This is a genomic window from Streptomyces sp. HUAS CB01 (assembly GCF_030406905.1).
Taxonomy (GTDB): Bacteria; Actinomycetota; Actinomycetes; order Streptomycetales; family Streptomycetaceae; genus Streptomyces; species Streptomyces chengbuensis.
The window spans coordinates 607,059-632,811 of sequence record NZ_CP129137.1 but is presented as its reverse complement, the minus strand read 5'-3'; the positions used below and the strand labels follow the sequence as shown (position 1 = coordinate 632,811).

Below are 25,753 nucleotides of genomic sequence, written 5' to 3'. Positions count from 1 at the left end.
ACCCGGCTGCCCGGTGTACCGGACCCGTCGACGCCGGCAGGGGTCGCGCCGCCGGGCACGGACGCTCCGGCCGCCCTTGTCCGTCTCGCAGGAGAGCGCCCGCGGTCTCAGGGCTTCCGGGCGATGCGGCGGAGCGCGTCCGCCAGTCGGGCCAGGTCATGGTCGGCGAGGTCGTCCAGCATGTGCCTGCGCACACTGGCGAGATGGGCCGGCCACGCCTCCCGCAGACGGGCCAGCCCGTCATCGGTGAGGACGGCGTTCCAGCCGCGCAGGTCCTCGGCGCACTGCACCCGCTGGACGAAGCCCTGCTTCTCGAGTCGGGCGACGACGCGGGTCATCCCGCCGAGTGTGAGGTTGCAGGCGTCGGCGAGCTCGCTCATCCGCATCCGGCGCAGGGGGGCCTCGGACAAGAGCATGAGAGGGGTGTACTCGGAGAGCGGCAGACCTCCGTCGCGCACCATGTCCGCGTCGACCGCGCGCGGAAGCCCCATCATGACCTGGCCCAACGCCCGCACGAAGGCTTCTTCGGTCGGATCGAGAGGCCGCGGAGGTGACTGCTCATCCGGGGGCATGACCCGCACCTATCTCCTCGGCAAGACAACCGTGCGCATTTTACTTGACGGATCAAGCATTCGCAAGGAGGGGTGTCGCCCTCGGGGCATGCGCCCGGATCGGGTGGGTGCCCCGCCGGGGTCGCCGCCCGTCCGATCCTTTTTGCTTGACATGTCAATTAAATCAGGGCAATGATTGACGCGTCAACAAGTGTGGTGCCCCGCGACACGGCATGTCCCGGGAGCCACGAGGAGGAGTCCATGACGGCCGCAGCGCTCCAATTGGGGCTGAACTCGTTCGGGGAGGTCGCCACCGCCGGCGATCGTCCGCTGAGCGATGCCGAGACCGTTCGCCTGCTGATCGAGGAGGCCGAGCTCGCCGAAGCCGCGGGGCTGGACGTGTTCAGCGTCGGCGAGCACTACCGCGCTGGACACAACGACAGCGCCACCCCCGTCCTGCTCGCCGCGATCGCCACCGCGACACAACGCATCAGGCTCGGCACCTCGGTGACCGTACTGAGCACCAACGACCCCGTGCGGCTCTACCACGACTTCTCCACGCTGGACGCCGCCTCGAACGGCCGTGCCCAACTCGTACTGGGGCGGGCGTCGGCCACCGAGTCGTTCCCGCTGTTCGGCCACGACCTGGCCGACTACGAGGAGTTGTTCGAGGAGAAGCTCGACCTGTTCATGCGCCTCCAGCGCGAGGAGACGGTGACCTGGTCGGGCCGGTTCCGGCCGCCGCTCGTGGAGCAGAGACTGCGGCCCCGGATGCCGCTGGGCGGCATTCCCACCTGGATCGGTGTGGGCGGCAGCCCGAACTCCGTGGTCCGAGCGGCACGTTACGGCCTGCCGCTCATGCTGGCCGTCGTCGGTGGACGTCCCCGGCGCTTCGCGGGCCACGTCGAGCTCTACCACCGGACGCTCGAACAGCTCGGGCACGCCAGGCAACCCGTCGCCATGCACTCGCTGGGACTTGTCGCCGACACCGACGAGGAGGCGATCGAGACCTGGTGGCGGTACTGGCAGCCGGTCGTCGCCGAAGTGGCGGACGAGCGCGGGTTCTACCCTCCGACCCGCGAGCGCTATCTGTCGGAAGTGGGCGAGGGCGCGCTCTTCGTCGGCTCCCCGGAAACCGTGGCGCGCAAGATCGCCACGGCGGTACGTGAGCTGCGCCTCGGCCGTTTCGACCTCAAGTACGACGTGATGCACCTTCCGCGCGAAGCCCGGGCCCGCACGATCGAGCTGCTGGGCCGCGAGGTCGCCCCTCGGGTGAGGCATCTGCTCACGAAGGAGCCCGGTCATGTCTGATCCCGACTTCGGACTGGACACGTTCGGTGATGTGCCGGAGGACGACTCAGGCAGCCCGGTGTCCGACGCGCGTGCCATCCGGCAGGTCCTCGACGAGGCCGTCCTCGCGGAGGAGATCGGCGTCGACGTGATCGCGCTCGGTGAGCACCACCGCCCGGAGTACGCGATCTCCGCGCCGGAGACCGTGCTCGCCGGCATCGCCACACGCACCAGCCGCATCCGTCTGTCGTCCGGCGTGACCGTGCTGAGCTCGGACGACCCGGTGCGCGTGTTCCAGCGGTTCTCCACGGTGGACGCGCTCTCGAACGGCCGGGCCGAGGTCATCCTCGGGCGCGGCTCCTTCACCGAGTCGTTCCCCCTCTTCGGATACGACCTGAGCGACTACGACGTGCTGTTCGAGGAGAAGATCGAGATCTTCGCCAGGCTGCTGGAGGAGAAGCCCGTCACCTGGAGCGGCACCACACGGGCTCCCCTCGACAACGCCGACGTCTTCCCCAAGACCGAGTCCGGGCACCTCGGCACCTGGGTCGGTGTCGGCGGCTCACCCCAGTCGGTCATCCGCGCCGCGCGCTACGGGTTCCCTCTCATGATCGCCGTCATCGGCGGCAGACCGGAGCGCTTCGCGCCCTACGTCGACCTCTACCGCCGAGCCGCCGACACGTTCGGCACGACCGATCACCCGGTCGGAATGCACTCACCGGGTTTCATCGCCGACACGGACGAGGAGGCACGGGAGCTGCACTGGCCGCACTACAAGGTCATCCGGGACCGCATCGGCGCGCTGCGGGGCTGGCCGCCGCTCCGGAAGGAGGAGTACGACGCCGAGATCGAGTACGGCTCGCTCTACATCGGCTCACCCGAGACGGTCGCCCGCAAGATGGCCCGCGCCATCACGGCGCTCGGTGTCGGCCGTTTCGACCTCATCTACACCGCCGGGGCGCAGCCGATCAGCGCTCGCCTGCGCGCGGTCGAGCTGTACGGCACCAAGGTGCTCCCGATGGTCCGCGACATCCTCGCGGGCTGACGTCGATGAAAGGAGCGGACATGGACATCACCGCCACCACCCCCTCTGCCGTGCGGACGGTCGGCATCCTGGGCGCGGGAAAGGTCGGCACCGTGCTGGCCCGTCTGGCCCTGGCGGCCGGCTATCGCGTGCTCATCGCCGGATCGGGCGACCCGGCCGGGATCGCGCTCACCGTCGAAGTCCTCACCCCCGGCGCCGTCCCGGTCGCCGCGGCGGCGGCGGCCGAGGCGGACGTCGTCATCCTGGCGCTCCCGCTCGGCAAGTACCGCACGACTCCGGCCGAGGCGCTGCGGGGCAAGCTCGTCATCGATGCCATGAACTACTGGTGGGAGGTCGACGGCATCCGCGACGACCTCACCGACCCGCTCACGTCCTCGAGCGAGATCGTGCAGGCGCATCTGTCCGGATCCCGGGTGGTCAAGGCGTTCAACCACATGGGCTACCACGATCTCGAGGACGGCGGTCGGCCTGCGGGATCGGCGGGACGCAAGGCGATCGCGATCGCCGGCGACGCCCCGGACGACCTCGCCACGGTGGCCCGCCTCGTCACCGATTTCGGTTTCGATCCCGTCGTGGCAGGTCCCCTCGCCGAGGGGGTTCGGCTCGAACCGGGTACCGAGCCGTTCGGCGCCTACGTCGGATCCGGGGAGCTGCGCGCGATGCTGACCCGTTTCCCGGAGTCGAAGCGCGGGCGGTACGTGATCGGCGCGAGGACTGCCGCTTCGGCTTCGCGTGACGAGGCGGCCTGAGCACACGACCTGACTCGCGTGGCAGGGAACGCGCCCCCGGCTTCACCATGAGCAAATAGAATAAAAGTCGCATAATTGCCATTCGGTGCTTAAGCCGGACGCGAGGTGCGGTGTCGCAGAGGAGGCCTCATGGGTCGGGATGCGGATTTCGAACTGGTATTCACAGGAGGCGTTGCCTCGGCGACCGACGGCGAGGACGCGGTGGTCGTCCACCGCACCGAGCGCAAAGGGCCGGGCGGGCATCCGATCTACGCCGACGACACCGGCATCGTGCAGGCGGAGATCAGCGACCGCGGCGAGGTGCGGATGATCGCCAGCGGCGGGCACCAGCAGCCCGCGTCCGGCGTCGAGGCCAGGCCCGTGGTCCAGCCCTGACACGGCCCCGTGGCCGGCGTGCCCGTGCCCCCTGGACACGGGCACGCCGGGCAGGGCCGCCCCTGCCTTGCCCCGGTCGCGATCGCTCCTGCACGCCGACGGCCGGGGTCGCGTCGTACCAGCGGGATCGTTGGCCCGGAAGGGCGTGCGGTGCCGCTCACCAGGCCGGTTCTTCGTCGAACACCGTCACCGGCTCCGCCGGGAGCTCCGCGCCCAGAGCCAGTTCCGCCCAGATGATCTTGCCGGGGCTGACGTAACGCGTCCCCCAGCGCTGCGAGAACTGAGCGACGAGGAAGAGCCCCCGGCCGCCCTCGTCGGTGGCGGCCGCGCGTTGCAGGTGCGGAGAGGTGCTGCTGCCGTCGGACACCTCGACGACCAGCGTCCTGCCGTACAGCAGCCGCACCCGTACCGGCTCCGTGCCGTACCGGATGGCATTGGTGAGCAGTTCGCTCAGGACCAGCTCGGTGACGAAGGAGGAGTCCTCCAGGCCCCAGTCGGCGAGTTGCCGGCCCGTCTCCGCCCGGATCCGGGAGACGGCCGAGACGTCGAGGGGCACGTCCCACTGCGCCGTCCGGGAGCGGTCGAGCAGCCGTGTGCGGCCCACGAGGAGGGCGATGTCGTCGCCGGGCTGGTCGGGCAGGAGGGCGCTCATCACGGCGACACAGGTCTCCTCGGGCGTCAGCCCGGGCCGTGCGAGGGCGTCGCGGAGCATCGCCAGCCCTTCGTCGATGTCCCGCTGCCGGTCCTCGACCAGTCCGTCGGTGAAGAGAACGAGGCGGCTGCCCTCGGCCAGGTCCAGCTCCGTCTCCTCGAACGGATGGCCCCCCACACCGAGCGGAGGCGACACGGGCAGCTCCGGAAAGACCACCCGGCCCTCGGGGTCGACGACCGCCGGAGGGAGATGGCCCGCATGGGCGATGGTGCAGCGCCCGCCCACCGGGTCGTAGACCGCGTACAGACAGGTCGCCCCCGTCACCTGGGCTCGTTCACTGTCGGCTCCCGGGGGCTGGTCCGCGTCGATGCGGAGGACGAGGTCGTCCAGGCGGGCCAGCAGATCGGCGGGCGGCAGGTCCAGGGACGAGAAGTTCAGCACGGCCGTGCGCAGCCGCCCCATCGTGGCCGCGGCGTGCATCCCGTGCCCGACCACGTCCCCGACCACCACGGCGACCCGGAACCCCGGCAGCGGAATGACGTCGAACCAGTCGCCGCCCACGCCCGCCTGCGCGGGCAGGTACCGCCAGGCGACGCCGAGCGCGTCCTGTTCCGGAAGGTCGCGCGGCAGCAGACTCCGCTGCAGCGTCACGGCCATCGCGTGCTCGCGGGTGTACCGACGGGCGTTGTCGATGGCCACGGCCGCGCGGGCCGCGAGTTCCTCCGCGAACGAGGTGTCGTCCTCGTCGAACCGCGGCGCGTCGTCGGAGCGCCAGTAGTTGACCAGGCCGAGGACGACGCCGCGCGCCCGCAGCGGGACCGTGATCAGCGAACGGATGCCGTACGCGAGTGCCTGCCGCCGCCCCTCCGGGTCCTCGCTGCCCCAGGTCCTGGACGCGGCGAGATCGGGTTCCAGCAGCGCCCGGCCGCTCGCCAGCGCGGTGCTCATCGGGGTGATGTTGATCCGGATGGCGTCGCCGACCGGCTGCAGCGGATGGTCGTCGCGGATGCCGCTCAGCGCCGTGCGGCGCATCGCGCCGAGGCCGGTGGGTTCGTCGCCGCGCAGCACGGGATCGAGCAGTTCCACCGTGACGAAGTCCGCGAACCGGGGCACCGCCACCTCCGCCAGCTCCCGGGCCGTTCGGCGCACGTCCAGCGTGGTCCCGATCCGGACCCCGGCCTCGTAGAGCAGTGTCAGCCGCTCCCGGGCCACCTCCGCCCGGCCCGACAGGGCGCGCAGCTCGGTGGTGTCGCGGAGGCTGGCGACCAGGCCCGTCACCCCGCCGTACGGTGCGGTGGGCCGTGTGTTCACGGCCAGCAGCCGGTCGCCGGACAGGAACACCTCGTCGGAGACCTCCTTGCCCGACACCAGCAGCCGGCTGATGCCGGGGCCGAGTCTCAGCTCGCTCACGGGCCGGCGGTCGGCGTCGGGCGGCAGGTCGAGCAGGCGTCTGGCCTCGTCGTTGGCGAGCAGCAGCCGGCCGTCCCCGCTGACGATCAGTACGCCCTCGCGGACCGCGTGCAGGACGGCGTCGTGGTGTTCGTACATCCGGGTCATCTCGGCGGGGCCGAGTCCATGGGTCTGGCGCCGCAGCCGCCGGCTGACCAGGGCCGCCCCACCGGTGGCGAGGACGAGCGCGCCGGCGGCCGAGCCCAGCAGTATCGGCATCTGGCGGTCGAGCAGTTCGCCGACGTTCGCGACCTGGATGCCGGCGGTCACCAGGCCGACCACCCTCCGGCTGCCGTCCAGCACGGGGACGACGGCGCGGACCGCTCCGTGCGGCTCGCCCTCGAAGGTCTCGGTGAACGCCTCGCCCGCGGCCGCCCGGGAGATGTCCCCCTCCACCCGATCGCCGATCAACTGCGGTTCGGGGTCGGTGTACCGGACACCGTCCCTGCTCAGTACGGAGATGAAGTCGACCCCGGCGCCCCGCGCTGCCTTGTCGGCGGCGGGCTGCAGGATGGCCGTCGGGTCGGGCGACTTCAGGGCCGCGGCCGTGCCGGGGCCGTACGCGAAAGCCTCGGCGGCGGCGAGGGAACGGTTGTGGGCGTCCTCGTAGCTGTCGTAGCGCGCCTGCAGGACCAGGGCGACCGCCGCGGCGACGACCAGCAGGATGATCACGACGGCCTGCAGCAGGAACACCTGGGTCGCGAGGCTGTGCACGCTGAGCAGGGACTGCAGACGGCGGCGCCACCCCGGGCGTTCGCGCCGGCCGGGCGGACGCGGGCGGCTGGACGGCATGACCGCCGTCCACCAGGACCGGCGGGGACGTCCGATCATGTCCCCAGTTCTAGCACTGGGCCGCCCTCCCGGGCGACCGGTCGCCGTCCGGGTCCGGCGACGGCAGAGCGCGGGCTCGGTGGGGGCACGGTCCCGGCGCCGGTCCGGGACCTGTGTACCGGTGTTCCGGGTCTCGGCGCCGTTTCCGGCCTGCGTGCCCTCCGGGTCTCGGCGGCCTTGCGGGAATTCGTACCGGCGTTGCGGGCCGTCGGCTCCGGTACGGCCTCGGCGGGCCCCGGGCACCCGTTCGGCGGCACACCGGACTGCTCACGCCGCGCTTGAGGGTACCGACGCCACATGCCCTTCAGATTCGGTGATCCGGACGACGGCCGGACCGGCCACTGGTTCGCCCGGCTCCACCGGCGTGTGCGGACCTCCGTGGTCGGGCTCGCCTGGAACCGCGGACGCGAGATGGAGTTGCTGCACCGCGCCATGGGCTTCGCGGCGCTCTGCTTCCTCACCCTCGTGCCGTTGCTGGTGGTCGTCGCGGCCGCCGACCCGGCGAGCGGGCAGGGCTTCGCCCGGTGGCTGGTCCAGGGCCTCGGCGTCTCGGAGGTGTCGCAGGAGGAGGTGGAGGAGCTCTTCGGCCTGCCGGGGGAGGCCCTGCAGCGGACCACCGCGCTCGGCCTCGCCGCGCTGGCGGCGTTCGGGGTGACGTTCGGCTCCGTGGTGCAGACGGGCTACGAACGGGTGTGGGACCTGCCGACCGCGCGGTGGCACACGATGTGGCGCCACGTCGTCTGGCTCGCGATGCTGGTCGCGGCACTGCTGCTGTTCGTCAACACGCCCACCCCGCCGCGCTCCTCCATCGCGGTGCAGGCGCTGATCCCCGCTGCCGATCTGATCGGCACCTTCCTGTTCTTCTGGTGGTCGCAGCGGTTGCTGCTCTGCGGCCGGCTGCGCTGGCGGGCACTGGCGCCGGGAGCGGCGGCGACCGCGCTCGGGCTGCTCGGGCTGCGGGTGTTCTCGCAGTTCGTGTTCTCACCGCTGATCGCGACCAACGCGGTGACGTACGGGCCGATCGGGACCGTGCTGGTGGTGCAGTCCTGGCTGGTCGGCGTCGGGTTCGTGGTGTACGGGGGGGCGCTCGTCGGGCGGCTGTACCACGAGCGCCTGGTACGACGCAGAATGGAGGCCCAGGAGCTGGCGCCGCCTCGGCCCAGCTGACCGCGCCCGGGGACCGGGTCGGCCGGACTCCGGCCCGCCGACCGCGGGTCCACGCCCCGGCCCCGCGAACTTCAGCCCGGGCGGGCGCCCTCGGCCCGCGCCTCGGCCTTCTGGCCCCTTCTCGCCCTTCTCGAACGGCGCGAAGTACGACGCCGCCACGTCGTCGTCGCCCTGCCCGGCGCGCTCGACCCGCTCCAGGCGTGCCACGCCTCCTCCGCCAGATCCAGCCGGAGCCCGGTCCGTCCGGCGGCCTCCGCGACGAGGCGCGCGTCCTTGAGCGCGTTGGTGACGGTGACACCGGGCGTGGGATCGTCCTCCGGGACGGCGGAGGACTTGGCGCGCAGACAGCCGTTGTCCAGGGGGCTCCTGACACGGCGTCGAGGACGAGTCCCGGGGCGACGTCCAGGGCCCGGGCCGGGCCGAGGGCGTCACCGGAGGCGTGGTTGAGAGCGTCGACCCAGCTGTTCACCACCAGCTTCAGCCGGCTCGCGGCGGCGGCCGCCCCGTCGTCCGCCACCCGGACGGTGCGGCCCCGACGGCGTCGAAGACGGGGGTGAACACATCGCGCGCTGCGGGCGGACCGGCTCCGAGCACGCGCAGCTCACCCGCCTCGGCCGGCTGCCGGTACGCGGGACCGGTGCGTCCACGAAGACGAGGCCCTGGTCACCGGCGAACCGGGCCGGCCGTGGCGGCGTCGCCGACGGTCGCGGACTGCGCCCCCCGTCCCCGGGCACAGGGCCGACGTCGCTTCCTTCATCGAGGCCGGCACCCGGGGCCGTCTTGGAGCACGGTCAGCACGACGTCCGCGCCGGTGGACGGGGTCCGCCGGCGGGTCCGCGAGACGGGCCCCGTCGGGCCGCAGGGGCTCGGCCTCTCTCGCGGGTGCGGTTCCAGGCCCGCACGGGCAGGCCGGCCCGCAGCAGGGAGCGCGCCATCGCCGCGCCCACGAGGCCGGTGCCCGGGACGGCGACCGTCGGCCGTCGTTCCGACCGGTGAGCTGTGGGTCCCGCCATGTGAACCGCCTCCGGACGCGTCCGCCTCCGTGCCCGGCCCAGGCACGATCGAGCGGGGCCGGAGACCCCGGCCCCGCCTCGACCTAGGCCGGGTCGGTGACGAGACCGTCGGCGACGAGGCCCGCGAGCACGGCCTCGCTCAGGGTCCGCAGGGCCGACTGCGGCCGGACCATCACGGTGAACTCCTTGATGCGGCCCGACGCGTCGTAGTGCAGCAGATCGATGCCGTGGATCTCCCTCCCGCCCACCGTCGCCCGGAAGAGCAGGATCTCCGCCGGGGCCTCGCCGCCGTCCGCGCTGGTCTCGGCGGAGCCGTCGAAGCGGCCGATGTAGCGGAAGTCCTCGAACGTGCGCAGGAGTACGCCGAACAGGCCCAGGACCATCGGCTTCCCCTCGAAGGGCGTGAACTTCACGGGGCTGTAGAAGCGGACGTCCTCGGTGAACAGATCGTCCAGCGCGGACGGGTCGCGCTTCTCCACGGCGGCGCGGAAACGGTCGGCGGTGTCCATGGGGTTCCCTTCGTCAGGCAGACTACTCAACAATGTGAGTAGTCATCTTCTTGACCGAAGGCCTTTTCATCAAGCGGTCCAGCGGTGCCGGACGTAATATGAACGACGGATTCCGTAGGAACAGATGCTCCGGAGAGGTCCATGACGCGGCGTCGTCCTCCGCGGTCGGCGAGCGCCGACGACCTCTTGGCGACGCTCGGTCTCCTCACCGCCAAGGCTCGGCAGGGTGCGGAGCGTCAGCGGGCCCGGGTGGATCTGGCGGAAGCCCTGCAGCGCGAGATGCTCCCCGAGACCCTGCCGTCCGTCCCCGGGCTCCAGACCGCCGCGCGCTACACACCCGCACGTGACGGGCTCGACATCGGCGGGGACTGGTACGACGGCTTCGTGATGGCCGACGGATCGCTCGGGTTCTCGATAGGCGACGTCCAGGGCCACGACGTCGAGGCCGCGGCCTTCATGGGGCAGATCCGGATAGGGCTGCGGGCCGTGGCGCTGGCGGCCACCGACCCGGGCGAGGTCCTCGCGCGGGCGAACGACCTGTTGGTGTCCGTGGCCCGCGATCTGTTCGCCACCTGCAGCTTCCTCCGTTTCGACCCCTCGGAATGGGTGCTGGAGAGCGCCCGCGCCGGCCATGTCCCCGGCATCCGGGCGACGGCGGACGGCCGCTGTGAACCCATGCAGGACCCCGGCGGCCTCCCGCTCGGCATCGAACCGGGCGAGGTGTACCCGGTGACCCGGCGCACGCTCGCCGAGGCCGGGTCGTTCGTCCTCCTGACGGACGGGGTGATCGAGGGTCCCGCCGTACCGATCGAGACGGGACTCGCGCGGGTGACCCGGGTCGTCGGGGCCGGTGCGGCGGAGGCGGTCACCGCCGACCACATGGCCGCCGAGGTGATGAAGGCGGCCGAGTTCACCGGCCACACCGACGACGCCGCGGTGCTCGTCCTGCGCCATGACGCCGCGGCCGGCAGACTGCGGCCGCCCCCGCCGCCCGTCTGACTCGACGGGCCCGTCGGCGCGTGTCACGGCAACGCCCATGCGCGGCGGCGTTGTGTGATGGCTGCCGTGGCCCGTAACCAGCTCCTCCGCCGAATCGGCGCAGTGGTCCTCCTGATGCTCGGCGTCGCCGTCGCCTACTACGCGGCGGGGCTCGTCGGACTCACACTGCAGGTGGTCGTGGAGGGGGCGATCGTCACACCGCTCTGGCCGCCGACGGGGATCGCCCTGACCTGCCTGCTCTGGTTCGGTCTGCGGATCTGGCCGGGTATCGCCCTCGGCACGCTCCTCGTCATCCTGGCCATCAGCCCGTTCCGCGCCCACTCGCTGGGCATTCTCGCGGGCAACAGCCTCGCCCCCGTCTGCGCCTGTCTGATGCTGCGGCGGGTCGGCTTCCGCACCGAGCTGGACCGCCTGCGGGACGGACTGGCCCTGGTGTTCCTGGGCGCGCTGGCCGGCATGCTGATCAGCGCGACGGTGGGGGCCGGGGTGCTCCTGATCTCGGGCCAGATCCCGGCCGAGGGGTTCTGGCCGATCTGGTCGGCGTGGTGGGTCGGTGACGCCATGGGCGTGCTGGTGGTGACCCCGCTGCTGCTCGTCTGCCGGACGGTCCGGTGGCCGGGCGACATGTCCCTCGGCCGCTGGGCCGAGGCCGTGTGCCTGGTGGTGAGCGTCGCCGTCGTCGCGTACGCCGTCACCCGTACGCCCGTCTCATTGCTGTTCCTCGTCTTCCCGCTGCTGATGTGGGCCGCGCTGCGGTTCCAGCTGTTCGGCGCCGCGCCGTGCGTGCTGATCGTGTCGGTCCTGGCGATCTCGGCCGCGACCGAGGGCCAGGGGCCGTTCGGGGGGCACGGGATGCTCGCCGTGATGAGCGTCCTCCAGGCGCTCAACGGTTCTGCGGCGCTGACCGGTCTGCTGCTCTCCGCCGTGGTCAGCGAGCAGCTCACGGTCCGCCGCAAGATCGAGCTGGCCTGCAGCGAACTCGCCGAGGTGGTGGACCGGCTGGTCCCGGGCAGCGGGGCTGCCCGCCGCTGGCCGCCACCGCAGGACAAGGACCTCTGACGGCGTGGCGGGCCCGGAAGCGGCGCTGACGGCCGACGGTGCCGGAGCCGCCGTGCGGCCCGCGGCCTCCGTCCCGGTCCCCTCGGACGGCGGTGCCCTGCGCCGCGCGGAGCGGCGCGGGCGGGACGGCACCCGCGGTTCGGCCGTACCCCGCGGTTCACGCCCAGGGAGCGAAGCCCACCGCCCGGCCGGTGTCGTCGCGCTGGATCTCCAGCATGCCCTCGACCGCCGAGCGGTCGATCGGCCCGTAGACGTGCGGGAACAGCGTGCCGGAGGTGACACCCGGCGGCGGCACCGGGTCGGCCGGTTCGAGGCGGACCGGTGCGAGCAGCCTCGTCTCGTCGATGAGCAGCGCCATCAGAGGGCCCGGCACATCGCGGTAGAAGGCGTTGACGACCGCGAGCGTGGTGGCCTCGTCGGGCGAGCAGTGGACGAAGCCCTCCGCGGAGAGGGACGCGGGCGCGTACGGCCGCTCGGGGACGGCGAGCCAGTCGTCGAGCGGAACCACATGCATGATCATGCGTCAGTTATAGCCCCGCGCGGCGCACACGCGGGACGAGGCCGGAGCCCGGGCCGCGCTCGCGCCCCGGAGTCGCCTCGGATCCCGGACGCGAGCCGTGACCCGGCCGAGCGCCTTGCCGCGCCCACGGTCCCGGCCCCGGTCGGGGGCGGCAGCCCGGCAGACGGCTCAGGCCCGGACCACCGTCACCCCGGCCTCGGTGAACCCGGCCGCCGTGCCGTCGGACACGGCGGAGTCGGTGACCAGCGTGTCCACCGCGTCCGTCGCACAGATACGGGCGAAGGCGCGGGTGCCCAGCTTGGTGGAGTCGGCCGCGACGATCACCCGCCGGGCCCGCTCGCACAGCAGCCGGTTGATCGCGGCCTCGTCCTCGTCGTGCGCCGCGGCGCCGTGCACCGCGTCGAAGGCGTTCACACCGAGGACGGCGACGTCCAGGGTGATCTGGCCGAGCACCCCGTCGGCGAGCGGGCCGATCAGCTCGAACGACTGCGGCCGGGCCACACCGCCCGTCACCACGATCTTGAACTGGGGCCGGATCGCCAGCTCGTTGGCGATGTTGAGGGCGTTGGTGACGATCGTGAGGGCGGGGCTGCCCGTGGCCAGGTCGGGCCGCGCGGCGAGCGCACGTGCGACCTCGGTGGTCGTCGTGCCCCCGGTGAAGCCGACCGCTTCGCCGGGCGAGATCAGCTCGGCGACGGCGGCGGAGATGCGCTGCTTCTCCGCCGCGTGCCGCGACGTCTTGTAGCGCAGCGGGAGTTCGTAGGACACGCCGTGCACGACCGCGCCGCCACGGGTGCGGACGAGCATCTGCTGCTCGGCCAGCTGGTCGAAATCGCGCCGGATCGTCGCGGCCGAGACGTCCAGGGCCGCCGCGGCCTCGTCGACGTCCAGCCGGCCCTTCTCCACCAGGAGTTCCAGCAGCGCCTTCCAGCGGGCGTCGCGCGACATCCACCGCTCCCTTCCTCGTACGTCCGTGGTGACCCTAGCGCACGCGAGTACCGCCGGGATGCTTGAAGATGCTTGAAAGTGCGCGCTATCTTGCAAAAACACGCACACACTCGAAGGGTGGAGCACACATATGAGCCATGTCGCGCAGGAGTTGGCGAGCCAGCCGGAGTGCTGGAACCGGGCCGCGGGGCTCGCCGCGACCCAGAGCGGGGCCCTCCCGGCCCCCGGCGAGCGGGTGGCGTACGTCGGCTGCGGCACCTCGCTGTTCATGAGCCAGGCCGCGGCGGCCCTGCGCGAGGGCGCGGGACAGGGCGAGTCGGACGCCTTCGCCGCCTCCGAGTTCCCCGTCGGCCGCTCCTACGACCGGGTGATCGCCCTCACCCGTTCGGGCACCACCACCGAGGTGCTCGAACTCCTCGGCCGGCTGCGCGGACGCACGCGCACCACCGCGATCACCGCCGACCCCGCCACACCCGTCATGACCGCCGCCGACGAGACCGTCGTCCTCGACTTCGCCGACGAGGAGTCGGTGGTCCAGACGCGGTTCGCGACCACCGCCCTCACGCTGTTGCGCGCCGGCTCCGGCCTGCACACGGACGCCGTCGTCGACGACTGCCGGGACGCCCTCGCCGAGCCGCTCCCCGAATGGCTCACCGGCTGTGCGCAGTTCACCTTCCTCGGCCGGGGCTGGACCGTGGGCCTCGCCAACGAGGCCGCGCTCAAGGTGCGCGAGGCGTCGGCGTCCTGGGCCGAGGCGTACCCGGCCATGGAGTACCGGCACGGCCCCATCAGCGTCACCACCCGCGGCACCGTCACCTGGATGATCGGCGAAGCGCCCGCCGGGCTCGCCGACGAGGTCCACGCCACCGGAGGGATGTGGGTCGCCGGCGGTCTCGACCCGCTCGCCGAACTCGTGCGAGCCCAGCGGCTCGCGGTCGCCGTCGCCGAGTCGCGGGGCCTGGACCCCGACAGCCCCCGCCATCTGACCCGTTCCGTCATCCTCTCCGGAGCCTGACCCATGACGCTCGCCCGAACCGGAACGCTGGTCACCGCGGCCGCCGCCGAGCGCCGTGCCGTCGCCGCCTTCAACATCATCACGCTGGAGCACGCCGAAGCCGTCATCGCCGGCGCGGAGGCCGCCGGCTCCCCGGTCGTCCTCCAGATCAGCGAGAACGCGGTCAAGTACCGCTACGGCCGCGTCCGTCCGCTCGCCAGGGCCGCCGCCGAGGCGGCGGCGGAGGCCGGGGTGCCCGTCGCCCTCCACCTCGACCACGTCAAGAGCGACCAGTTGCTGCGCCAGGCGGTCGACGCGGGGTTCAGCTCCGTGATGTACGACGCCGCGCACCTGCCGTACGCGGAGAACCTCGCCGCGACCCGGTCCGCCGCCGAATGGGCCCACGCCAACGGTCTCTGGATCGAGGCCGAACTGGGGGAGGTCGGCGGCAAGGAGGGTGCCCCGCCGCTGGACGCCCACGCGTCCGGGGCCCGCACCGACCCCGACGAGGCAGGTGCGTTCGTCGAAGGGAGCGGGGTCGACGCCCTCGCCGTCGCCATCGGCAGTACGCACGCCATGACCGACCGCACGGCCGCGCTCGACCACGGGCTCCTGGCCCGGCTCGCCGGTGCCCTCGACGTGCCGCTCGTGCTGCACGGTTCGTCCGGCGTACCGGACGGGGAGCTGAAGGCCGCCGTGTCCGGTGGCATCGCCAAGGTCAACATCGGTACCGCCCTGAACCTCGCCATGACCTCCGCCATCCGCGACTACCTCGCCGCCAACGCCGACGCCGTGGACTCGCGGAAGTACCTGTCGGTCGGACGCCGCGCGATGGCCGAGACCGTCACCGTGCTGATCGGCGTCCTGCGCGACGCGGGGGAGCCCGTCCCCGTCGCGTAGCAGGCGTCGTCCGGTCCGGAAACGGGTGCCCGCTCCTGCGCCGTCCGCCGCACCTCCGGCGACGGCGGACGGCGCAGGAGCGGTTCATGCGCAGGTCGCCTCGTCGGCCCTCGCCGCGCAGTCTCCGCCCGCCCCGAGGGCACACATGGCCGTGGGCGCAGCGAACCGTGAACCCCGGCGCACGTCGACGCCGGGGACGAGGCTGATCGAGCGGCCGCCGCACGCCGCCTGCGTCGTCCGGAGCAGCGGCTGCCCGGGCCGAACCGCGGCGAGGCCGTGACCGGGCGCGCGTTTCACCCGGTGCGCGCCGGTCGCGGGAGCCGCCCCGACCCGGCCGCGCACCGACCTCGATCCGCTCGACCGCAAGGAACACCTGCTGCGCGTCGTACGGCGGGTCCGGTGAAATCCGGTGCGCACGGCCACCGGAACGGCCCAACCGCGCCCGGACCCTCCCGGTTCAGCGAGGTGATCCGGGACACACTTTCCTCGCCACCCGTCCCCCGCGGGCGGCGGAGCGGGCTCGAGGGAACGGACGCCCGGCGCCACGGAACCGCGAGTCGCCCGCCGCCGTACCGAACCGACAGGATTCCCATGCCCCACATCACACTTCCGGCCCTCCGGCGGGGCGGCGCGCTCGCGCTCGCCGGCGTCGCGGCCGCCGCGCTGCTCACCGGCTGCACGTCCTCCGGTGGCCCGGAGGGCTCCTCCTCCCCGACGGGCAAACCGCTCGCCGGCCCGGAGAAGGCCGGCCCCGGCATGGCCGTGCTCCGCGGCGACACGATCAGGAAGGCGCTCGTCACCGACACCGAACTGCGCTCCTACGAGGCCCAGGAGATCAGCCCGCCGAACGTGCGGCCCAAGTCCGACCGGGAGGAGTGCCGACCCCTCGCGGACATGACCGCGTCCGGTACGGCCCGTACGCCCGAGGCAGTCGACTTCGCCAGCCGCTCCTACGTCTCCACGGGAACGCCCGGCCTCACCACGACGGTCAGCCTCTTCTCGTACGAGGGCGACGACGCCCGGCGCACCTTCACGGACGTCCGCAAGGCCCTCGCCACCTGCGGCGCCGGCTTCACCACGTCGGGGAACAGCGGCGGATCCACGGTGAAGTACGTGGCCGTGAAGGAGGAGGAGGCGCCCGAGGGCGGCGACGAGGCCGTCTCCTGGAGGATGACCGGCACCGCACAGGGCTCCGCGATGCCCATGCAGATCACCGCCGTCCGGCAGGGGCGCAACGTGGCGGTGTTCTTCACGCTCAACCTCCTCGACCCGAAGAAGGCCGACCTCCCGAAGGACCTGCACGGCCGTCAGACCGCGAAGCTCGCGAAGGCGATCGAGTCGGCCGGTACGTCCTGACCGGCACGCCCCCTCGGACCGGCCCCCGGCCCGCCGGACGGTGAACACCGCCCGGCGGGCCGGTCCGTGTTCCGGTCCACTGGAGCGCGTACGCACGGAGCCGGCCGGACGTGCGCGGATCAGCCGGCCCGGGGCCCGGCACGGCCGTCGTCCCCACCGTCACACCCGGGCGCCGTTGTCGTGCCGAGCGCGACGGGAGGCGGCGGCACGAGGGCGGCCCGTGGGGGCGGCCGCGGGGTGCCGGGCCTCGAGGAGCAGCGCCGCGGGGACGGCGGTGAGCACCGAGGAGTACGTGCCCACGCACACCCCGATGAGCAGCGCGACGGAGAAGTCCGCGAGGGAATCGCCGCCGAGCACGGCCAGGGCCGCCAGGATGAACAGGGCTCCCGCCCCCGTGTTGACCGTGCGCGGCACCGTCTGGAGGATCGCCGTGTCCGCGAGGGCCGGCAGCGCGCCGCGCGGATTCTTCCGCCACAGTTCCCTGACCCTGTCGAACACCACGACGGAGTCGTTGACCGAGTAGCCGATGACCGTGAGCAGCGCCGCGAGGAAGATGCCGTCCACCGGCCGCCCCAGCCAGGCGAACGCGCCGACCACGACGACGACGTCGTGGACGAGCGCCCCCACGCAGCCCATCGCGAACGTCCAGCGGAACCGCACCGCCAGATAGACCAGTTGGGCGACCACGGCGATGCCCAGGGCGATCAGTGCGTTGCGCCGCAGTTCCTCGCCCATGCTGGGGCCGATCAGCTCGTCGCGGACCTTCGTCGCCGTGCCCCCGCCGTGTTCGGCGAGCGCGCCGCTGATCGCCGCGGCCCCGTCGTCGTCGATGCCCGCGCCCCGCACGGAGATGTCCTTGCCGTCGGCCGTGGTGACCTCCGCGTCGGGGAAGCCCACCCCCGCGACGGCCGACCGGGCCGTCTCGGCGTCCACGGGCCGGCCCGTGGCGTACTCGACCAGCCGGCCGCCGGTGAACTCGACCCCCAGGTTCAGCCCGCGCACCAGGATGCCCGTGAGGGCCACCGCGACCAGCACGGCCGACACCACGAGCCGGCGGCGGGGCGCACGCATGAGCCGTGGGCCGCGACGGATCAGGAACGTCCGGACGCGGCCCGGCCTGCCCACCCCGCTCACGTTCCGGAAACCGTCCACGAACGGGAACCGCGCGGCGACGTCGGTCAGCGCCCGCGCCACGACCAGCGCCGAGAACATCGACACGACGACGCCGATCGCCAGTGTCACACCGAACCCCTTCACCGGCCCCGAGCCGAGCAGGAAGAGGAGCCCCGCCGCGAGCAGCGTGGTGGCGTTGGAGTCGGCCACGGCGGTCCAGGCCTTGCGGTAGGCCGCGGACATCGCGCTGCGCAACGACCGCCGGGCCCCGCTCGCGCACTCCTCCCGCGCCCGTTCGAAGACGAGCACGTTCGCGTCCACGGCCATCCCGATCGCGAGTACGAATCCGGCCAGTCCCGGAAGCGTCAGCGTCACGCCGAGGCCCACCAGGACGGCGTACGAGATCACTCCGTACGCAGCCAGTGCCACGGCGGCCAGCGCGCCGAAGAGCCGGTAGACGAACGTGATGAACAGCGCCGTGAGGGACGCCCCGACCACGGCGGCCTGGGCACTCGCGCCGATCGCCGCCGCACCGAGCGTCGGGCCCACGGTCCGCTGCTCGACGGTCTCGACCGGCACGGGCAGCGCGCCGCCCTTGACGAGCAGGGCGAGCTCCTTGGCCTCCGCCGCGTCGAAAGCGCCGGTGATCTGCGTCGAGCCCGAGGCGATACCGGAGCCGCAGCCGACCGACGGGTCCACCTGCGGCGACGAGATCACCTTGTCGTCGAGCACGATCGCGACGCGACGACGGTCGTCCTGCACGGGATGGCAGGCCGCCTGTCCCGTCAGCCGGGCCCAGTCGTGTGCCGCGTCGCCCCGGAAGTCCAGGGCCACGTGCCAGCCCGTGCCCTGCTGGGCGTCGAACCGGGCCACGGCGTCCTCCACCCCCGCCCCGGACAGTGCGGCGGCGCCGAGCGCGAGCGGCCTGCCCTGCTCGTCGGGCAGCACCCGCCGGCCGGACGCCTCGCCTTCCGGAGAGGATTTCCCGCCTTCGGGGCCGGTCTTCTCGTCCGCGCGGCCGGTCCTTCCCCCTTCGGGCGGTGACTCGACGGGGTGGAAGGCCAGCTGCGCCGTGCGGCCGAGGACCTCGGCCGCACGGCGCGGGTCCTGGACCTCCGGCAGTTCCACGACGATGCGGTTCTCGCCGGAGCGGGTCAGCGTCGGCTCCGCGACGCCGAGCGCGTCGATGCGCTGCCGCAGCACCTCGACGGTGCGGTCGGTGGTGGCGGCGTCCGCCTTCGCGGTGGCGGTGTCACGGGCTTCGAGCACCATGCGGGTGCCGCCCTGGAGATCCAGACCGAGTCTGGGGGACTGGGTGAGTGCGATGAACACGGATGCGAGCAGTACGAGCGCAGCCAGAACTGCCCGCACCACGGTGGTGCGAGTCATGGGTTTCCTCCGTGAGGGCGCCGGGCGCCCTCAGGAGGGACGCGCCGGCGGTGATGTGGGACGTGACCGGTGACCGGCCGTCCCCGGAGGGCCGCGCACATCGGGGAGCTCGGCACGGGCCGGCGTCCGGACGCCTTCGCGGGCACCGGTCACCCGGACCCTGCCGTGGACGGCGGGCCCCGACGCGGGCGCGTCGGACAGGAGCCCGCCGGGCGCGGGAGGGAGCAGCAGCGGGCGCGCGCCGTGGGCGTCCTCGGCCGTCGTCCGCCGCGGTGCGTCGTGCCGCGTCCGTACGCCGTCGGAGCGCACGGCACGCGCGGTGTGGTGGGACGCGGCGGCCGCGTCCGGCGAGGAGGCGGCGGGCGCCGCCGCACCGGCGGCGACGGCCTGCACGGCCGGGGGCATGCCGCCGAGGAACCCGAGGACGGCGAGGAGTGCGGCGACGACGAGGGCCGGCACGCGCTGTGTTCGCATGAACGGCCCCCTGTCCGACCCGCTTCCCGCGCCCGCGGTGGGCGAGGCGGTGCCGAGCTCACACTATGCGACAAACCGCCACCGAAAGCCATCGAACCCCCGGATCCGCGTTGGCGGAAAGTGACGGCAGTTGCACAACTGGCGTTCGAAGATTGGCTGGTTGACCGTAGGATCTGGATGCCCCCGATCGCCGGGGGAGCCCGTATGCGGTCTGGAAGGGACTCGTTCTGGCGTGGTCGCGTTATCGGGAAGCGTCGTGTCATGGTCGGGCCGCTGATCGCGGGGGGCGGCGGGGTCGCCGCCCTGGCGCTGCTGATGTGGGCGTTGTCGCTGCGCCGCAGGCTGCGGGCCGAGCAACGCGTGCGTGTGCGTGCGGAAGACCTCGCGGCCGCCCGTGAGGCCGAGATCGCCCATCTGGCCGCCGTCCGCGCCCCGGCCATCGCGGAACGCACGCGCGCCGGCCGCCTGCTCGACGGGGTGCCGGGGCCCGTCGGCTCGGACACCGAACTGGGCGCCGACTTCGTCCGGGCCCTGGCCGCAGTCGTCACGGCCCTCGGCTCCGACGAGGCCGTACGCAGGGAGCGGGCCCTGCGGGACTCCGTGCAGGCGGCCTTCGAATCCGTCGCCCGCACCATGCACGCCATGGCGACCGTGCAGCAGCAGGTGCTGGACCACCTCGAACGCTCCATCGACGACCCCCGGCTGATGGCCGAGGTGACGAAGGCCGACCACGCTGCCGCCCAGATGACCCGCAAGGCCCAGACCCTGCTCGTGCTGTGCGGCATCTGGCCCGCGCGACGGGAGAGCCGGCCGGTGACCCTCCACGACTGTGTGCGCGGCGCCCGGTCGCGCATCGTGGAGTTCGACCGGGTCGAGGTGCACGGAGGGCACACCCTCCACGTCGTGCCGCTCGCGGTCGAGGGACTGATGCACGCCCTCGCGGAACTCCTCGAGAACGCCACGGTGTTCTCGCCGTCCGGCACCCAGGTCGTGGTCACCGTCCGGGAGGTGGCCGCGGGGGCCGTCGTCGAGATCGACGACGCGGGCCTCGGCATGCCGCCGGACGTGCTCGCGCAGGCCACGGCCCAGCTCCGGGACGACCTGGATCTGGCCCGGCTCGGCGCGGTGCCGCGCCTCGGACTCGCCTGCGCCGGCCGTTGGGGCCGCGAGCTCGGCTTCAGCGTGGAACTCACGTCCGCCTCGGCGCACGGCGGAACCCGGGCCGTCACCCTCGTCCCCCACCGGCTGCTCACCGAGCCGCTGTCCCACCCCGCCGCACCCCGCCACGAACCGGCGCCGGGCCGGCGGGCATCCGGGCACGAGCCGTCGCGGCCGGCAACCGGGGAGGGAGAGCCGCACCCCCAGCAGGACGACCCGGACCCGGCGGTCCCCAGGACGTCCCGCGGCGGTCCGGCCTCCGGCTTCACGACGCCCGGCGGCGTCCCGGCCATCGGGTCCCCCGCACCGGGCGTCGCTCCGGGACCCGGCACCACGGCACCGGGGGCCCCGGGGCCTGGTGGTCCTTCGGCTCCGGGTGGGGGTCCGGTGCACGGCAACGGCCCTGCGCCCGGGACTGCGGGGCCCGGTGGTTCACCCGCACCCGGTGGGGGTCCGGCTTCCGCCGACGGCGGCACGCCCCCACCGGGCGCGCTCCCGCGGCGCCGGAGCAGGCGAGGGGGGCGCGAGCCCGGTCCCGAGCAGAGCCGCGGCGCGACGCCGCCCGCGGACCCCGGCGCCCCCTGCACACCCGAGGCGGCCCGCGCCTCCATCTCCGGCGTCGTCTCCGGGACACGCGGGGGCCGCGCCGCCCTGGGGGACGCCACGCCGACGGCCGACGAGACCGACCAGGAGGGAGGCCGCCAGTGACCGGAGCCGTGACGAGACTGCCCGACCTCGGACGGATGCTGCTTCCGCTGAACGACGTCCCCGGAGGGCGCCACGCCGTGGTGGTGTCCGAGGACGGGCTGCGGCTCGGGCACGCCCCCGCAGGCGACCTCACCGGACCCGTCGCCCTGCTCGGCGTACCGGAGGCCGGGGCGCTCGCCGCGGCGTGCGCCGCGATGACGATGACGATGACCGGACGGTCCACGGCCGCGCTGCTGTTCGGCGGCGGTGCCGGGGTGGGCCGGCTGACGCCGGAGTCGGAGCACGGCTTCGGCCTGTTCACCCGCGCCGGGGCCGGTGCCGACGTCGCCACCGGCACCGACGCCGATGTCGGTCCGGTGGCCCAGCTGATGCAGGTGCTGGTGGCGAGGATGGGCAGCCATCCGGGCGCCGGGCCCCGCGATCCGGCGCACCCTCCGGCATGACGGACGGGCCGGACGGACGCACCACCACGCGAGCGGTCCGCCCCTACGTCATCACCGGCGGCCGCGCGGGTGCCGACGGCGCCCCGCCGTCCTGCGAGACTCGCCCCGGTGCCGTACCCGGTGGCGGAGCCCGGCGGGAAGTGCCTCGCACCCGGCGTCGCGGGCGCGGCGAAGATCCTCGTCGTCGGTCCGCCCGGAGTCGGGAGGACGACGCTCATCGGTACGGTGTCCGAGATCCGGCCGCTGTCCGCCGAAGCACTCATGACCCGGACCGGCGCGCGGGTGGAGACCCGGGGCGGGCGTACGAAGACGGGCGTACGAAGACGACGACCGTCGCCCCCGACTTCGGCCGGATCACGCTCGACGGCGACCTCGTGCTCCATCTGTTCGGCACCCCGGGGCAGCAGCGCTTCCTGCCCGCCTGGCGGGATCTGGCCAAAGGCGCGCTCTCCCTCGTCGACACCTGCGATCCGGCCGCCTCCTTCGACGCCCTGGGCAATCCGGAGGACCTCGACCTGCCGTTCGCCGTGGCCGTCAACGCGTTCCCCGGGAGCCCGCGGCACTCCGAGGACGATCTGCGCATCGCGCTCGACCTGCTCCCGAGCACCCTGCCGGTCAGGTGCGACGCCCGGGATCCGCGCTCATCGGTGCCGGCCCTGGTCGCGCTCGTACGCCATCTCGTCCACGCCGCCACCAAATCGTCATGACGACGGACACCTCGGGGCGGCGGATCCGTCGCGACCACGGGCTCCGCCGGGCCGCGGAGCACTCGCCGCCCACGTGGCCGGGCAGTACACGCGACACGCGACTCTTCATGACCGACCACGGAGTCCTCATGACCAGGGAGCCTCATGACCACGGAGTCCTCATGACCAGGGAGTCCCCATGACCACCCCGCACGGCTACTCGCCGCCGCCGTCCGGCTTCGGCGGACGGCGCCCCACCGCCACCGCGCTGTACGGGCCGCACCTCGACGGCGACGCGATGCCCGCGCTGTACGAGGAACTCCGGCGGAACCACGGCCCGGTGGCGCCCGTCACCGTCGCGCCGGGCATCGAGGCGTGGCTCGTGCTCGGCCATCGCGAGCTGCTCCGGCTCACCCGCGACGAACAGGACTTCTCCCACGATCCGCGCCGATGGAGCCTCCTGCGCGAGGGTCGGGTGCCGCCCGACTCGCCGATCCTGCCGTTCGTCGGCTGGCGGCCCGCACTGCTGTTCGCCGACGGCCAGCAGCACCGCAGGATGAGGGCCGCCGTCTCCCACGCGCTCGCCGGGATCAACGGGCACGAGCTGCGGCGCGGCGTACGGTCCGCCGCCGAGGAGCTGATCGCGTCGTTCGCCGAGCGCCGCGAGGCCGACCTCGTACCCGACTACGCGCTCCAGCTCCCGACGCAGGTCATCACCGGCCTGCTCGGGCTGGACGAACGGACCGGCGGGCGGCTCGTCCACGCCATCACCGGCCTGGTCGCCGCGACCGCGGACCCCGGCAGGGCGAGCAGACGCATCAACGCGATCCTGTTCGCCCTCATCGAGGAGAAGCGGTCCCGCCCCGGCGACGACATCACCTCCGCCCTGCTGCACCACCCGGCGCGCCTCACCGACGAGGAGGTGCTGCACAACCTGGTGGTGATGTTCGTCGCGGGCCACCGGACCACCGTCAACTGGATCGCGACGACCCTGCGCGTGCTGCTCTGCGACCCGGCGTTCCACTCCTCGCTGACCGGTGGTCACCTCAGCGTCGACGACGCGCTCGACCTCGTGCTGTGGCGCTTCCCGCCGACGCAGAACTTCCCCGCCCGCTACGCCACCCGCGACCTGAGTTTCGGCGGCCAGTCCATCCGGACGGGAGACATGCTGATCCTCGGACTGGCCGCCGCCAACGCCGATCCGGCCGTGCTGCCCCCGGGCGGCCCGGTCACCGGGAACCGTTCCCATCTCGCGTTCGGTGCCGGGCCGCACACCTGCCCGGCCCAGGACCCGGCCCGGCTGATCACCCGTACCGCGGTGGACACCGTCCGGCACCGGCTGCCCGACCTGGAGCTGGCCGTCGACGAGTCGGAGCTCGCCTGGGTCTCGTCCCCCTGGAGCAAGGGGCTCGCCGCGCTGCCCGTCCGGTTCACCGACCCGCAGCTGCCCCGTGCCCCCCGACCGGGCGCGCCCGCGTGCCCCACCCGTCCCGGCCGTCCGGCCGCCCCACGGACAGCCGCCCCACAGACAGGAGAGGCCCGTTGACCACCTCATCGAGCGCCCCGCACCGGATGGACCCTGCGGGCGGCTGCCCGCACGCCGACAACGCCCGGCTGCTGGCGCGGGGCGCGGTCGTCCCCGTCGTCCTCCCCGGCGAGGTGACGGGCATGGCCGTCCTGGGGCACGACGCGCTCAGGGAGTTCCTCGCCCACCCCGACGTCGCCAAGGGCGCCGAGCACTTCACCGCTCTGCGGGAGGGCCGGATCGCCGACGGCTGGCCGCTGAGGACGTTTGCCACGGTACGGGGGATGACCACGGCCGACGGGGACGACCACCGCCGGCTCAGGTCGCTGGTGAGCAAGGCGTTCACCGCACGCCGGGTCGCCGAACTGCGCCCCCGTGTCGAGACGGTCACGGCCGGGCTGCTGGACGGCCTCGGCCTCGCCGCGGCGGAGCACGGCGGAGTCGCCGATCTGCGGCGGCACTTCGCCATGCCGTTGCCCATGGGCGTCATCTGCGAACTCCTGGGCGTGGACGCCGAGCACCAGGACCGGCTCCACCATCTGTCGAACCAGGTCGTCGCCACGGACATCGGCCCCGAGGAGGCGATGGCGGCCAACCGGGAGCTGGTCGACGTGCTCGGTACCGTGGCCGCCACCCGGGCGAAGGACCCGGGCGACGATCTCACCAGTGCGCTGATCGCAGCCCGCGAGGAGGACGGCGACCGGCTCAGCGGCCACGAACTCATCGGCACGCTCCTGCTGATGATCGTCGCCGGGCACGAGACGACACTGAACCTGATCACCAACGCGGTCCGTGCGCTCTGTGCGCACCGCGACCAGTTGGACCTCGTCCGCTCGGGCGGCGCGACCTGGGCGGACGTCGTCGAGGAGACCCTGCGCTGGGACAGCCCCGTGAGCTACTTCCCGTTCCGCTACCCGACCCGGGACCTCACCCTGGACGGCACGGTCATCCCCAAGGGCACCCCGGTCCTCGCCGGATACTCCGCCGCCGGACGGGACCGGGCCGCGCACGGGCCGGACGCGGACCGGTTCGACATCACCCGGGCGTCCGCATCCCGCCACCTCTCCCTCGGCCACGGGCCGCACTACTGCCTCGGGGCGCCGCTGGCGCGGATGGAGGCGACCGTCGCCCTGGATGGGCTGTTCACCCGGTTCCCGGACCTGGACCTCGCCGTTCCGGAGCCGGAACTGGCCCGGCACGCCAGTTTCGTGGGGAACAGCGTCCGGGAACTACCGGTACGACCCGTTCCCCGGCCTGGGGCGGCGCGTCACCCGTACGGCCCAGGCTGATCGGCCCCTCCCCGGGGCCCGGCGCAGGCTGGAGGGACAACGGGCACCGCAAGCGCCTCGGCGTCGACGGAGAGGGAGGCAGCATGGCCGGACGGTTCCAGGGGACGGTCGTGATCGACCGCCCGGTCGAAGAGGTCTTCGCCTTCCTCGCGGACGGTGAGAACGACCGGAAGTTCAGCCCGAGGGTGCAGGAGATGACGAGGACGACCGACGGTCCGACCGGTGTGGGCACGGTGTACCGCAGCAAGGTCAAGGACGCGGGGATGACCACCTCGCGCGAGTTCCGGATCAGCGAGTTCGACCCGCCGCGCCGGATCCGCTGGACGGAGGTCTCGAAGAACCTGGTGACGGCGCCCGAGGGCGGGTACGACCTGGAGCCCGTGGACGCCGGCCGGACCCGGCTCACGGTGTTCAACACCCTGGAGGGCCACGGTCTCGGCAAGCTGCTCGTCGGGCTCGCGCTGAGCGCGGCGCGCAAGGACGCCGACGCCTTCGCCCGGCGCATCAAGGCGGCCGTCGAGGCGTCCTGAGCGCGCCGGCGCGCCCCGCTCACGGTGGTTT

22 protein-coding genes and 2 pseudogenes are annotated in these 25,753 nt (G+C 73.3%); 16 read left to right on the top strand and 8 right to left on the bottom strand.

Annotated elements, in window-relative coordinates:
* Positions 1–107 precede the first annotated feature (107 nt).
* Positions 108–515 (bottom strand): MarR family winged helix-turn-helix transcriptional regulator, encoded by a 408-nt coding sequence (locus QRN89_RS02885; protein WP_290347758.1) that lies wholly within the window; start codon positions 513–515, stop codon positions 108–110.
* A 297-nt stretch (positions 516–812) separates the two neighbouring features.
* On the opposite strand from QRN89_RS02885, the gene QRN89_RS02880 reads away from it, so the two are divergent.
* From QRN89_RS02880 to QRN89_RS02865, 4 genes are all read left to right on the top strand, one after another.
* Positions 813–1,862, top strand: a complete 1,050-nt coding sequence (locus QRN89_RS02880) for an LLM class flavin-dependent oxidoreductase (protein WP_290347757.1) — start codon at positions 813–815, stop codon at positions 1,860–1,862.
* A complete protein-coding gene (locus QRN89_RS02875) occupies positions 1,855–2,886 on the top strand; it encodes an LLM class flavin-dependent oxidoreductase (protein WP_290347756.1) in 1,032 nt (343 codons plus the stop codon). Before QRN89_RS02880 ends, QRN89_RS02875 begins: the two co-directional genes overlap by 8 nt.
* Positions 2,887–2,906: 20 nt before the next feature.
* The gene (locus QRN89_RS02870; protein ID WP_290347755.1) at positions 2,907–3,635 is read left to right on the top strand and encodes an NADPH-dependent F420 reductase; all 729 of its coding nucleotides are present in this window, start codon (positions 2,907–2,909) and stop codon (positions 3,633–3,635) included.
* A 129-nt stretch (positions 3,636–3,764) separates the two neighbouring features.
* On the top strand, positions 3,765–4,010 hold the full coding sequence (locus QRN89_RS02865; protein ID WP_290347754.1) for a DUF6296 family protein: 246 nt from the start codon (positions 3,765–3,767) through the stop codon (positions 4,008–4,010).
* 157 nt (positions 4,011–4,167) lie between these two features.
* Here QRN89_RS02865 and QRN89_RS02860 read toward each other — a convergent pair whose 3' ends face one another.
* Positions 4,168–6,903: a SpoIIE family protein phosphatase gene (locus QRN89_RS02860; RefSeq protein ID WP_290353548.1), complete on the bottom strand. Its 2,736-nt coding sequence runs from the start codon at positions 6,901–6,903 to the stop codon at positions 4,168–4,170.
* Positions 6,904–7,239: 336 nt separating this feature from the next.
* Between QRN89_RS02860 and QRN89_RS02855 the strand changes: the two genes are divergently transcribed.
* Positions 7,240–8,109, top strand: coding sequence for a YhjD/YihY/BrkB family envelope integrity protein (locus QRN89_RS02855; RefSeq protein WP_290347753.1), 870 nt, complete (start codon positions 7,240–7,242; stop codon positions 8,107–8,109).
* Positions 8,110–8,235: 126 nt separating this feature from the next.
* Here the strand turns inward: QRN89_RS02855 and QRN89_RS02850 are convergent.
* Positions 8,236–9,122, bottom strand: a pseudogene (locus QRN89_RS02850) (NAD(P)-dependent oxidoreductase); the annotation flags it as partial.
* An 83-nt stretch (positions 9,123–9,205) separates the two neighbouring features.
* Positions 9,206–9,631, bottom strand: a complete 426-nt coding sequence (locus QRN89_RS02845) for a nuclear transport factor 2 family protein (RefSeq protein ID WP_290347752.1) — start codon at positions 9,629–9,631, stop codon at positions 9,206–9,208.
* Positions 9,632–9,772: 141 nt separating this feature from the next.
* Here QRN89_RS02845 and QRN89_RS02840 point away from each other — a divergent pair, with 141 nt between their 5' ends.
* Both QRN89_RS02840 and QRN89_RS02835 read left to right on the top strand, forming a co-directional pair.
* Complete coding sequence (locus QRN89_RS02840; protein ID WP_290347751.1) at positions 9,773–10,630, top strand: PP2C family protein-serine/threonine phosphatase; 858 nt, start codon at positions 9,773–9,775, stop codon at positions 10,628–10,630.
* A 66-nt stretch (positions 10,631–10,696) separates the two neighbouring features.
* On the top strand, positions 10,697–11,689 hold the full coding sequence (locus QRN89_RS02835; RefSeq protein WP_290347750.1) for an MASE1 domain-containing protein: 993 nt from the start codon (positions 10,697–10,699) through the stop codon (positions 11,687–11,689).
* A 157-nt stretch (positions 11,690–11,846) separates the two neighbouring features.
* On the opposite strand, the gene QRN89_RS02830 is transcribed toward QRN89_RS02835, so the two are convergent.
* Positions 11,847–12,209 (bottom strand): DUF952 domain-containing protein, encoded by a 363-nt coding sequence (locus QRN89_RS02830; RefSeq protein WP_290347749.1) that lies wholly within the window; start codon positions 12,207–12,209, stop codon positions 11,847–11,849.
* Positions 12,210–12,377: 168 nt separating this feature from the next.
* Positions 12,378–13,157: a DeoR/GlpR family DNA-binding transcription regulator gene (locus tag QRN89_RS02825; protein WP_290347748.1), complete on the bottom strand. Its 780-nt coding sequence runs from the start codon at positions 13,155–13,157 to the stop codon at positions 12,378–12,380.
* Positions 13,158–13,287: 130 nt separating this feature from the next.
* Here QRN89_RS02825 and QRN89_RS02820 point away from each other — a divergent pair, with 130 nt between their 5' ends.
* The 3 genes from QRN89_RS02820 to QRN89_RS02810 all read left to right on the top strand — a co-directional run bounded on the left by QRN89_RS02820 (position 13,288) and on the right by QRN89_RS02810 (position 16,407).
* Positions 13,288–14,172, top strand: a complete 885-nt coding sequence (locus tag QRN89_RS02820; protein ID WP_290347747.1) for an SIS domain-containing protein — start codon at positions 13,288–13,290, stop codon at positions 14,170–14,172.
* A 3-nt stretch (positions 14,173–14,175) separates the two neighbouring features.
* The gene (locus QRN89_RS02815) at positions 14,176–15,051 is read left to right on the top strand and encodes a class II fructose-bisphosphate aldolase (protein ID WP_290347746.1); all 876 of its coding nucleotides are present in this window, start codon (positions 14,176–14,178) and stop codon (positions 15,049–15,051) included.
* 591 nt (positions 15,052–15,642) lie between these two features.
* Entirely contained in the window at positions 15,643–16,407 is a 765-nt protein-coding gene (locus QRN89_RS02810; protein ID WP_290347745.1) for a hypothetical protein, read from the top strand.
* Positions 16,408–16,566: 159 nt separating this feature from the next.
* On the opposite strand, the gene secD is transcribed toward QRN89_RS02810, so the two are convergent.
* Entirely contained in the window at positions 16,567–18,909 is a 2,343-nt protein-coding gene (gene secD / locus QRN89_RS02805; protein WP_290347744.1) for a protein translocase subunit SecD, read from the bottom strand.
* Between the two features lie 30 nt (positions 18,910–18,939).
* Complete coding sequence (locus tag QRN89_RS02800) at positions 18,940–19,383, bottom strand: hypothetical protein (protein WP_290347743.1); 444 nt, start codon at positions 19,381–19,383, stop codon at positions 18,940–18,942.
* Between the two features lie 261 nt (positions 19,384–19,644).
* On the opposite strand from QRN89_RS02800, the gene QRN89_RS02795 reads away from it, so the two are divergent.
* The 6 genes and pseudogenes from QRN89_RS02795 (at position 19,645) to QRN89_RS02770 (ending at position 25,722) form a co-directional block, all read left to right on the top strand.
* Positions 19,645–21,249: an ATP-binding protein gene (locus QRN89_RS02795; RefSeq protein ID WP_290347742.1), complete on the top strand. Its 1,605-nt coding sequence runs from the start codon at positions 19,645–19,647 to the stop codon at positions 21,247–21,249.
* Complete coding sequence (locus tag QRN89_RS02790) at positions 21,246–21,692, top strand: roadblock/LC7 domain-containing protein (protein ID WP_290347741.1); 447 nt, start codon at positions 21,246–21,248, stop codon at positions 21,690–21,692. The genes QRN89_RS02795 and QRN89_RS02790 overlap by 4 nt, the downstream gene beginning before the upstream one ends.
* A 120-nt stretch (positions 21,693–21,812) precedes the next feature.
* Positions 21,813–22,399 (top strand): annotated as a pseudogene (locus tag QRN89_RS02785) (GTP-binding protein).
* 178 nt (positions 22,400–22,577) lie between these two features.
* Positions 22,578–23,924: a cytochrome P450 gene (locus tag QRN89_RS02780; RefSeq protein ID WP_290347739.1), complete on the top strand. Its 1,347-nt coding sequence runs from the start codon at positions 22,578–22,580 to the stop codon at positions 23,922–23,924.
* A 26-nt stretch (positions 23,925–23,950) separates the two neighbouring features.
* Positions 23,951–25,192, top strand: coding sequence for a cytochrome P450 family protein (locus QRN89_RS02775; RefSeq protein WP_290353547.1), 1,242 nt, complete (start codon positions 23,951–23,953; stop codon positions 25,190–25,192).
* Between the two features lie 83 nt (positions 25,193–25,275).
* A complete protein-coding gene (locus tag QRN89_RS02770) occupies positions 25,276–25,722 on the top strand; it encodes an SRPBCC family protein (protein ID WP_290347738.1) in 447 nt (148 codons plus the stop codon).
* Positions 25,723–25,753: the final 31 nt, after the last annotated feature.

What these genes read in the sequence shown, in the direction of transcription:
- QRN89_RS02880 (WP_290347757.1), top strand. Translation starts at nt 813, where the DNA reads ATGACGGCCGCAGCGCTCCAATTGGGGCTGAACTCGTTCGGGGAGGTC.
- QRN89_RS02875 (WP_290347756.1), top strand. Translation starts at nt 1,855, where the DNA reads ATGTCTGATCCCGACTTCGGACTGGACACGTTCGGTGATGTGCCGGAG.
- QRN89_RS02870 (WP_290347755.1), top strand. Translation starts at nt 2,907, where the DNA reads ATGGACATCACCGCCACCACCCCCTCTGCCGTGCGGACGGTCGGCATC.
- QRN89_RS02865 (WP_290347754.1), top strand. Translation starts at nt 3,765, where the DNA reads ATGGGTCGGGATGCGGATTTCGAACTGGTATTCACAGGAGGCGTTGCC.
- QRN89_RS02860 (WP_290353548.1), bottom strand. Translation starts at nt 6,903, where the DNA reads ATGCCGTCCAGCCGCCCGCGTCCGCCCGGCCGGCGCGAACGCCCGGGG.
- QRN89_RS02855 (WP_290347753.1), top strand. Translation starts at nt 7,240, where the DNA reads ATGCCCTTCAGATTCGGTGATCCGGACGACGGCCGGACCGGCCACTGG.
- QRN89_RS02845 (WP_290347752.1), bottom strand. Translation starts at nt 9,631, where the DNA reads ATGGACACCGCCGACCGTTTCCGCGCCGCCGTGGAGAAGCGCGACCCG.
- QRN89_RS02840 (WP_290347751.1), top strand. Translation starts at nt 9,773, where the DNA reads ATGACGCGGCGTCGTCCTCCGCGGTCGGCGAGCGCCGACGACCTCTTG.
- QRN89_RS02830 (WP_290347749.1), bottom strand. Translation starts at nt 12,209, where the DNA reads ATGATCATGCATGTGGTTCCGCTCGACGACTGGCTCGCCGTCCCCGAG.
- QRN89_RS02825 (WP_290347748.1), bottom strand. Translation starts at nt 13,157, where the DNA reads ATGTCGCGCGACGCCCGCTGGAAGGCGCTGCTGGAACTCCTGGTGGAG.
- QRN89_RS02820 (WP_290347747.1), top strand. Translation starts at nt 13,288, where the DNA reads ATGAGCCATGTCGCGCAGGAGTTGGCGAGCCAGCCGGAGTGCTGGAAC.
- QRN89_RS02815 (WP_290347746.1), top strand. Translation starts at nt 14,176, where the DNA reads ATGACGCTCGCCCGAACCGGAACGCTGGTCACCGCGGCCGCCGCCGAG.
- QRN89_RS02810 (WP_290347745.1), top strand. Translation starts at nt 15,643, where the DNA reads ATGCCCCACATCACACTTCCGGCCCTCCGGCGGGGCGGCGCGCTCGCG.
- secD (WP_290347744.1), bottom strand. Translation starts at nt 18,909, where the DNA reads ATGACTCGCACCACCGTGGTGCGGGCAGTTCTGGCTGCGCTCGTACTG.
- QRN89_RS02800 (WP_290347743.1), bottom strand. Translation starts at nt 19,383, where the DNA reads ATGCGAACACAGCGCGTGCCGGCCCTCGTCGTCGCCGCACTCCTCGCC.
- QRN89_RS02795 (WP_290347742.1), top strand. Translation starts at nt 19,645, where the DNA reads ATGGTCGGGCCGCTGATCGCGGGGGGCGGCGGGGTCGCCGCCCTGGCG.
- QRN89_RS02780 (WP_290347739.1), top strand. Translation starts at nt 22,578, where the DNA reads ATGACCACCCCGCACGGCTACTCGCCGCCGCCGTCCGGCTTCGGCGGA.
- QRN89_RS02775 (WP_290353547.1), top strand. Translation starts at nt 23,951, where the DNA reads ATGGACCCTGCGGGCGGCTGCCCGCACGCCGACAACGCCCGGCTGCTG.
- QRN89_RS02770 (WP_290347738.1), top strand. Translation starts at nt 25,276, where the DNA reads ATGGCCGGACGGTTCCAGGGGACGGTCGTGATCGACCGCCCGGTCGAA.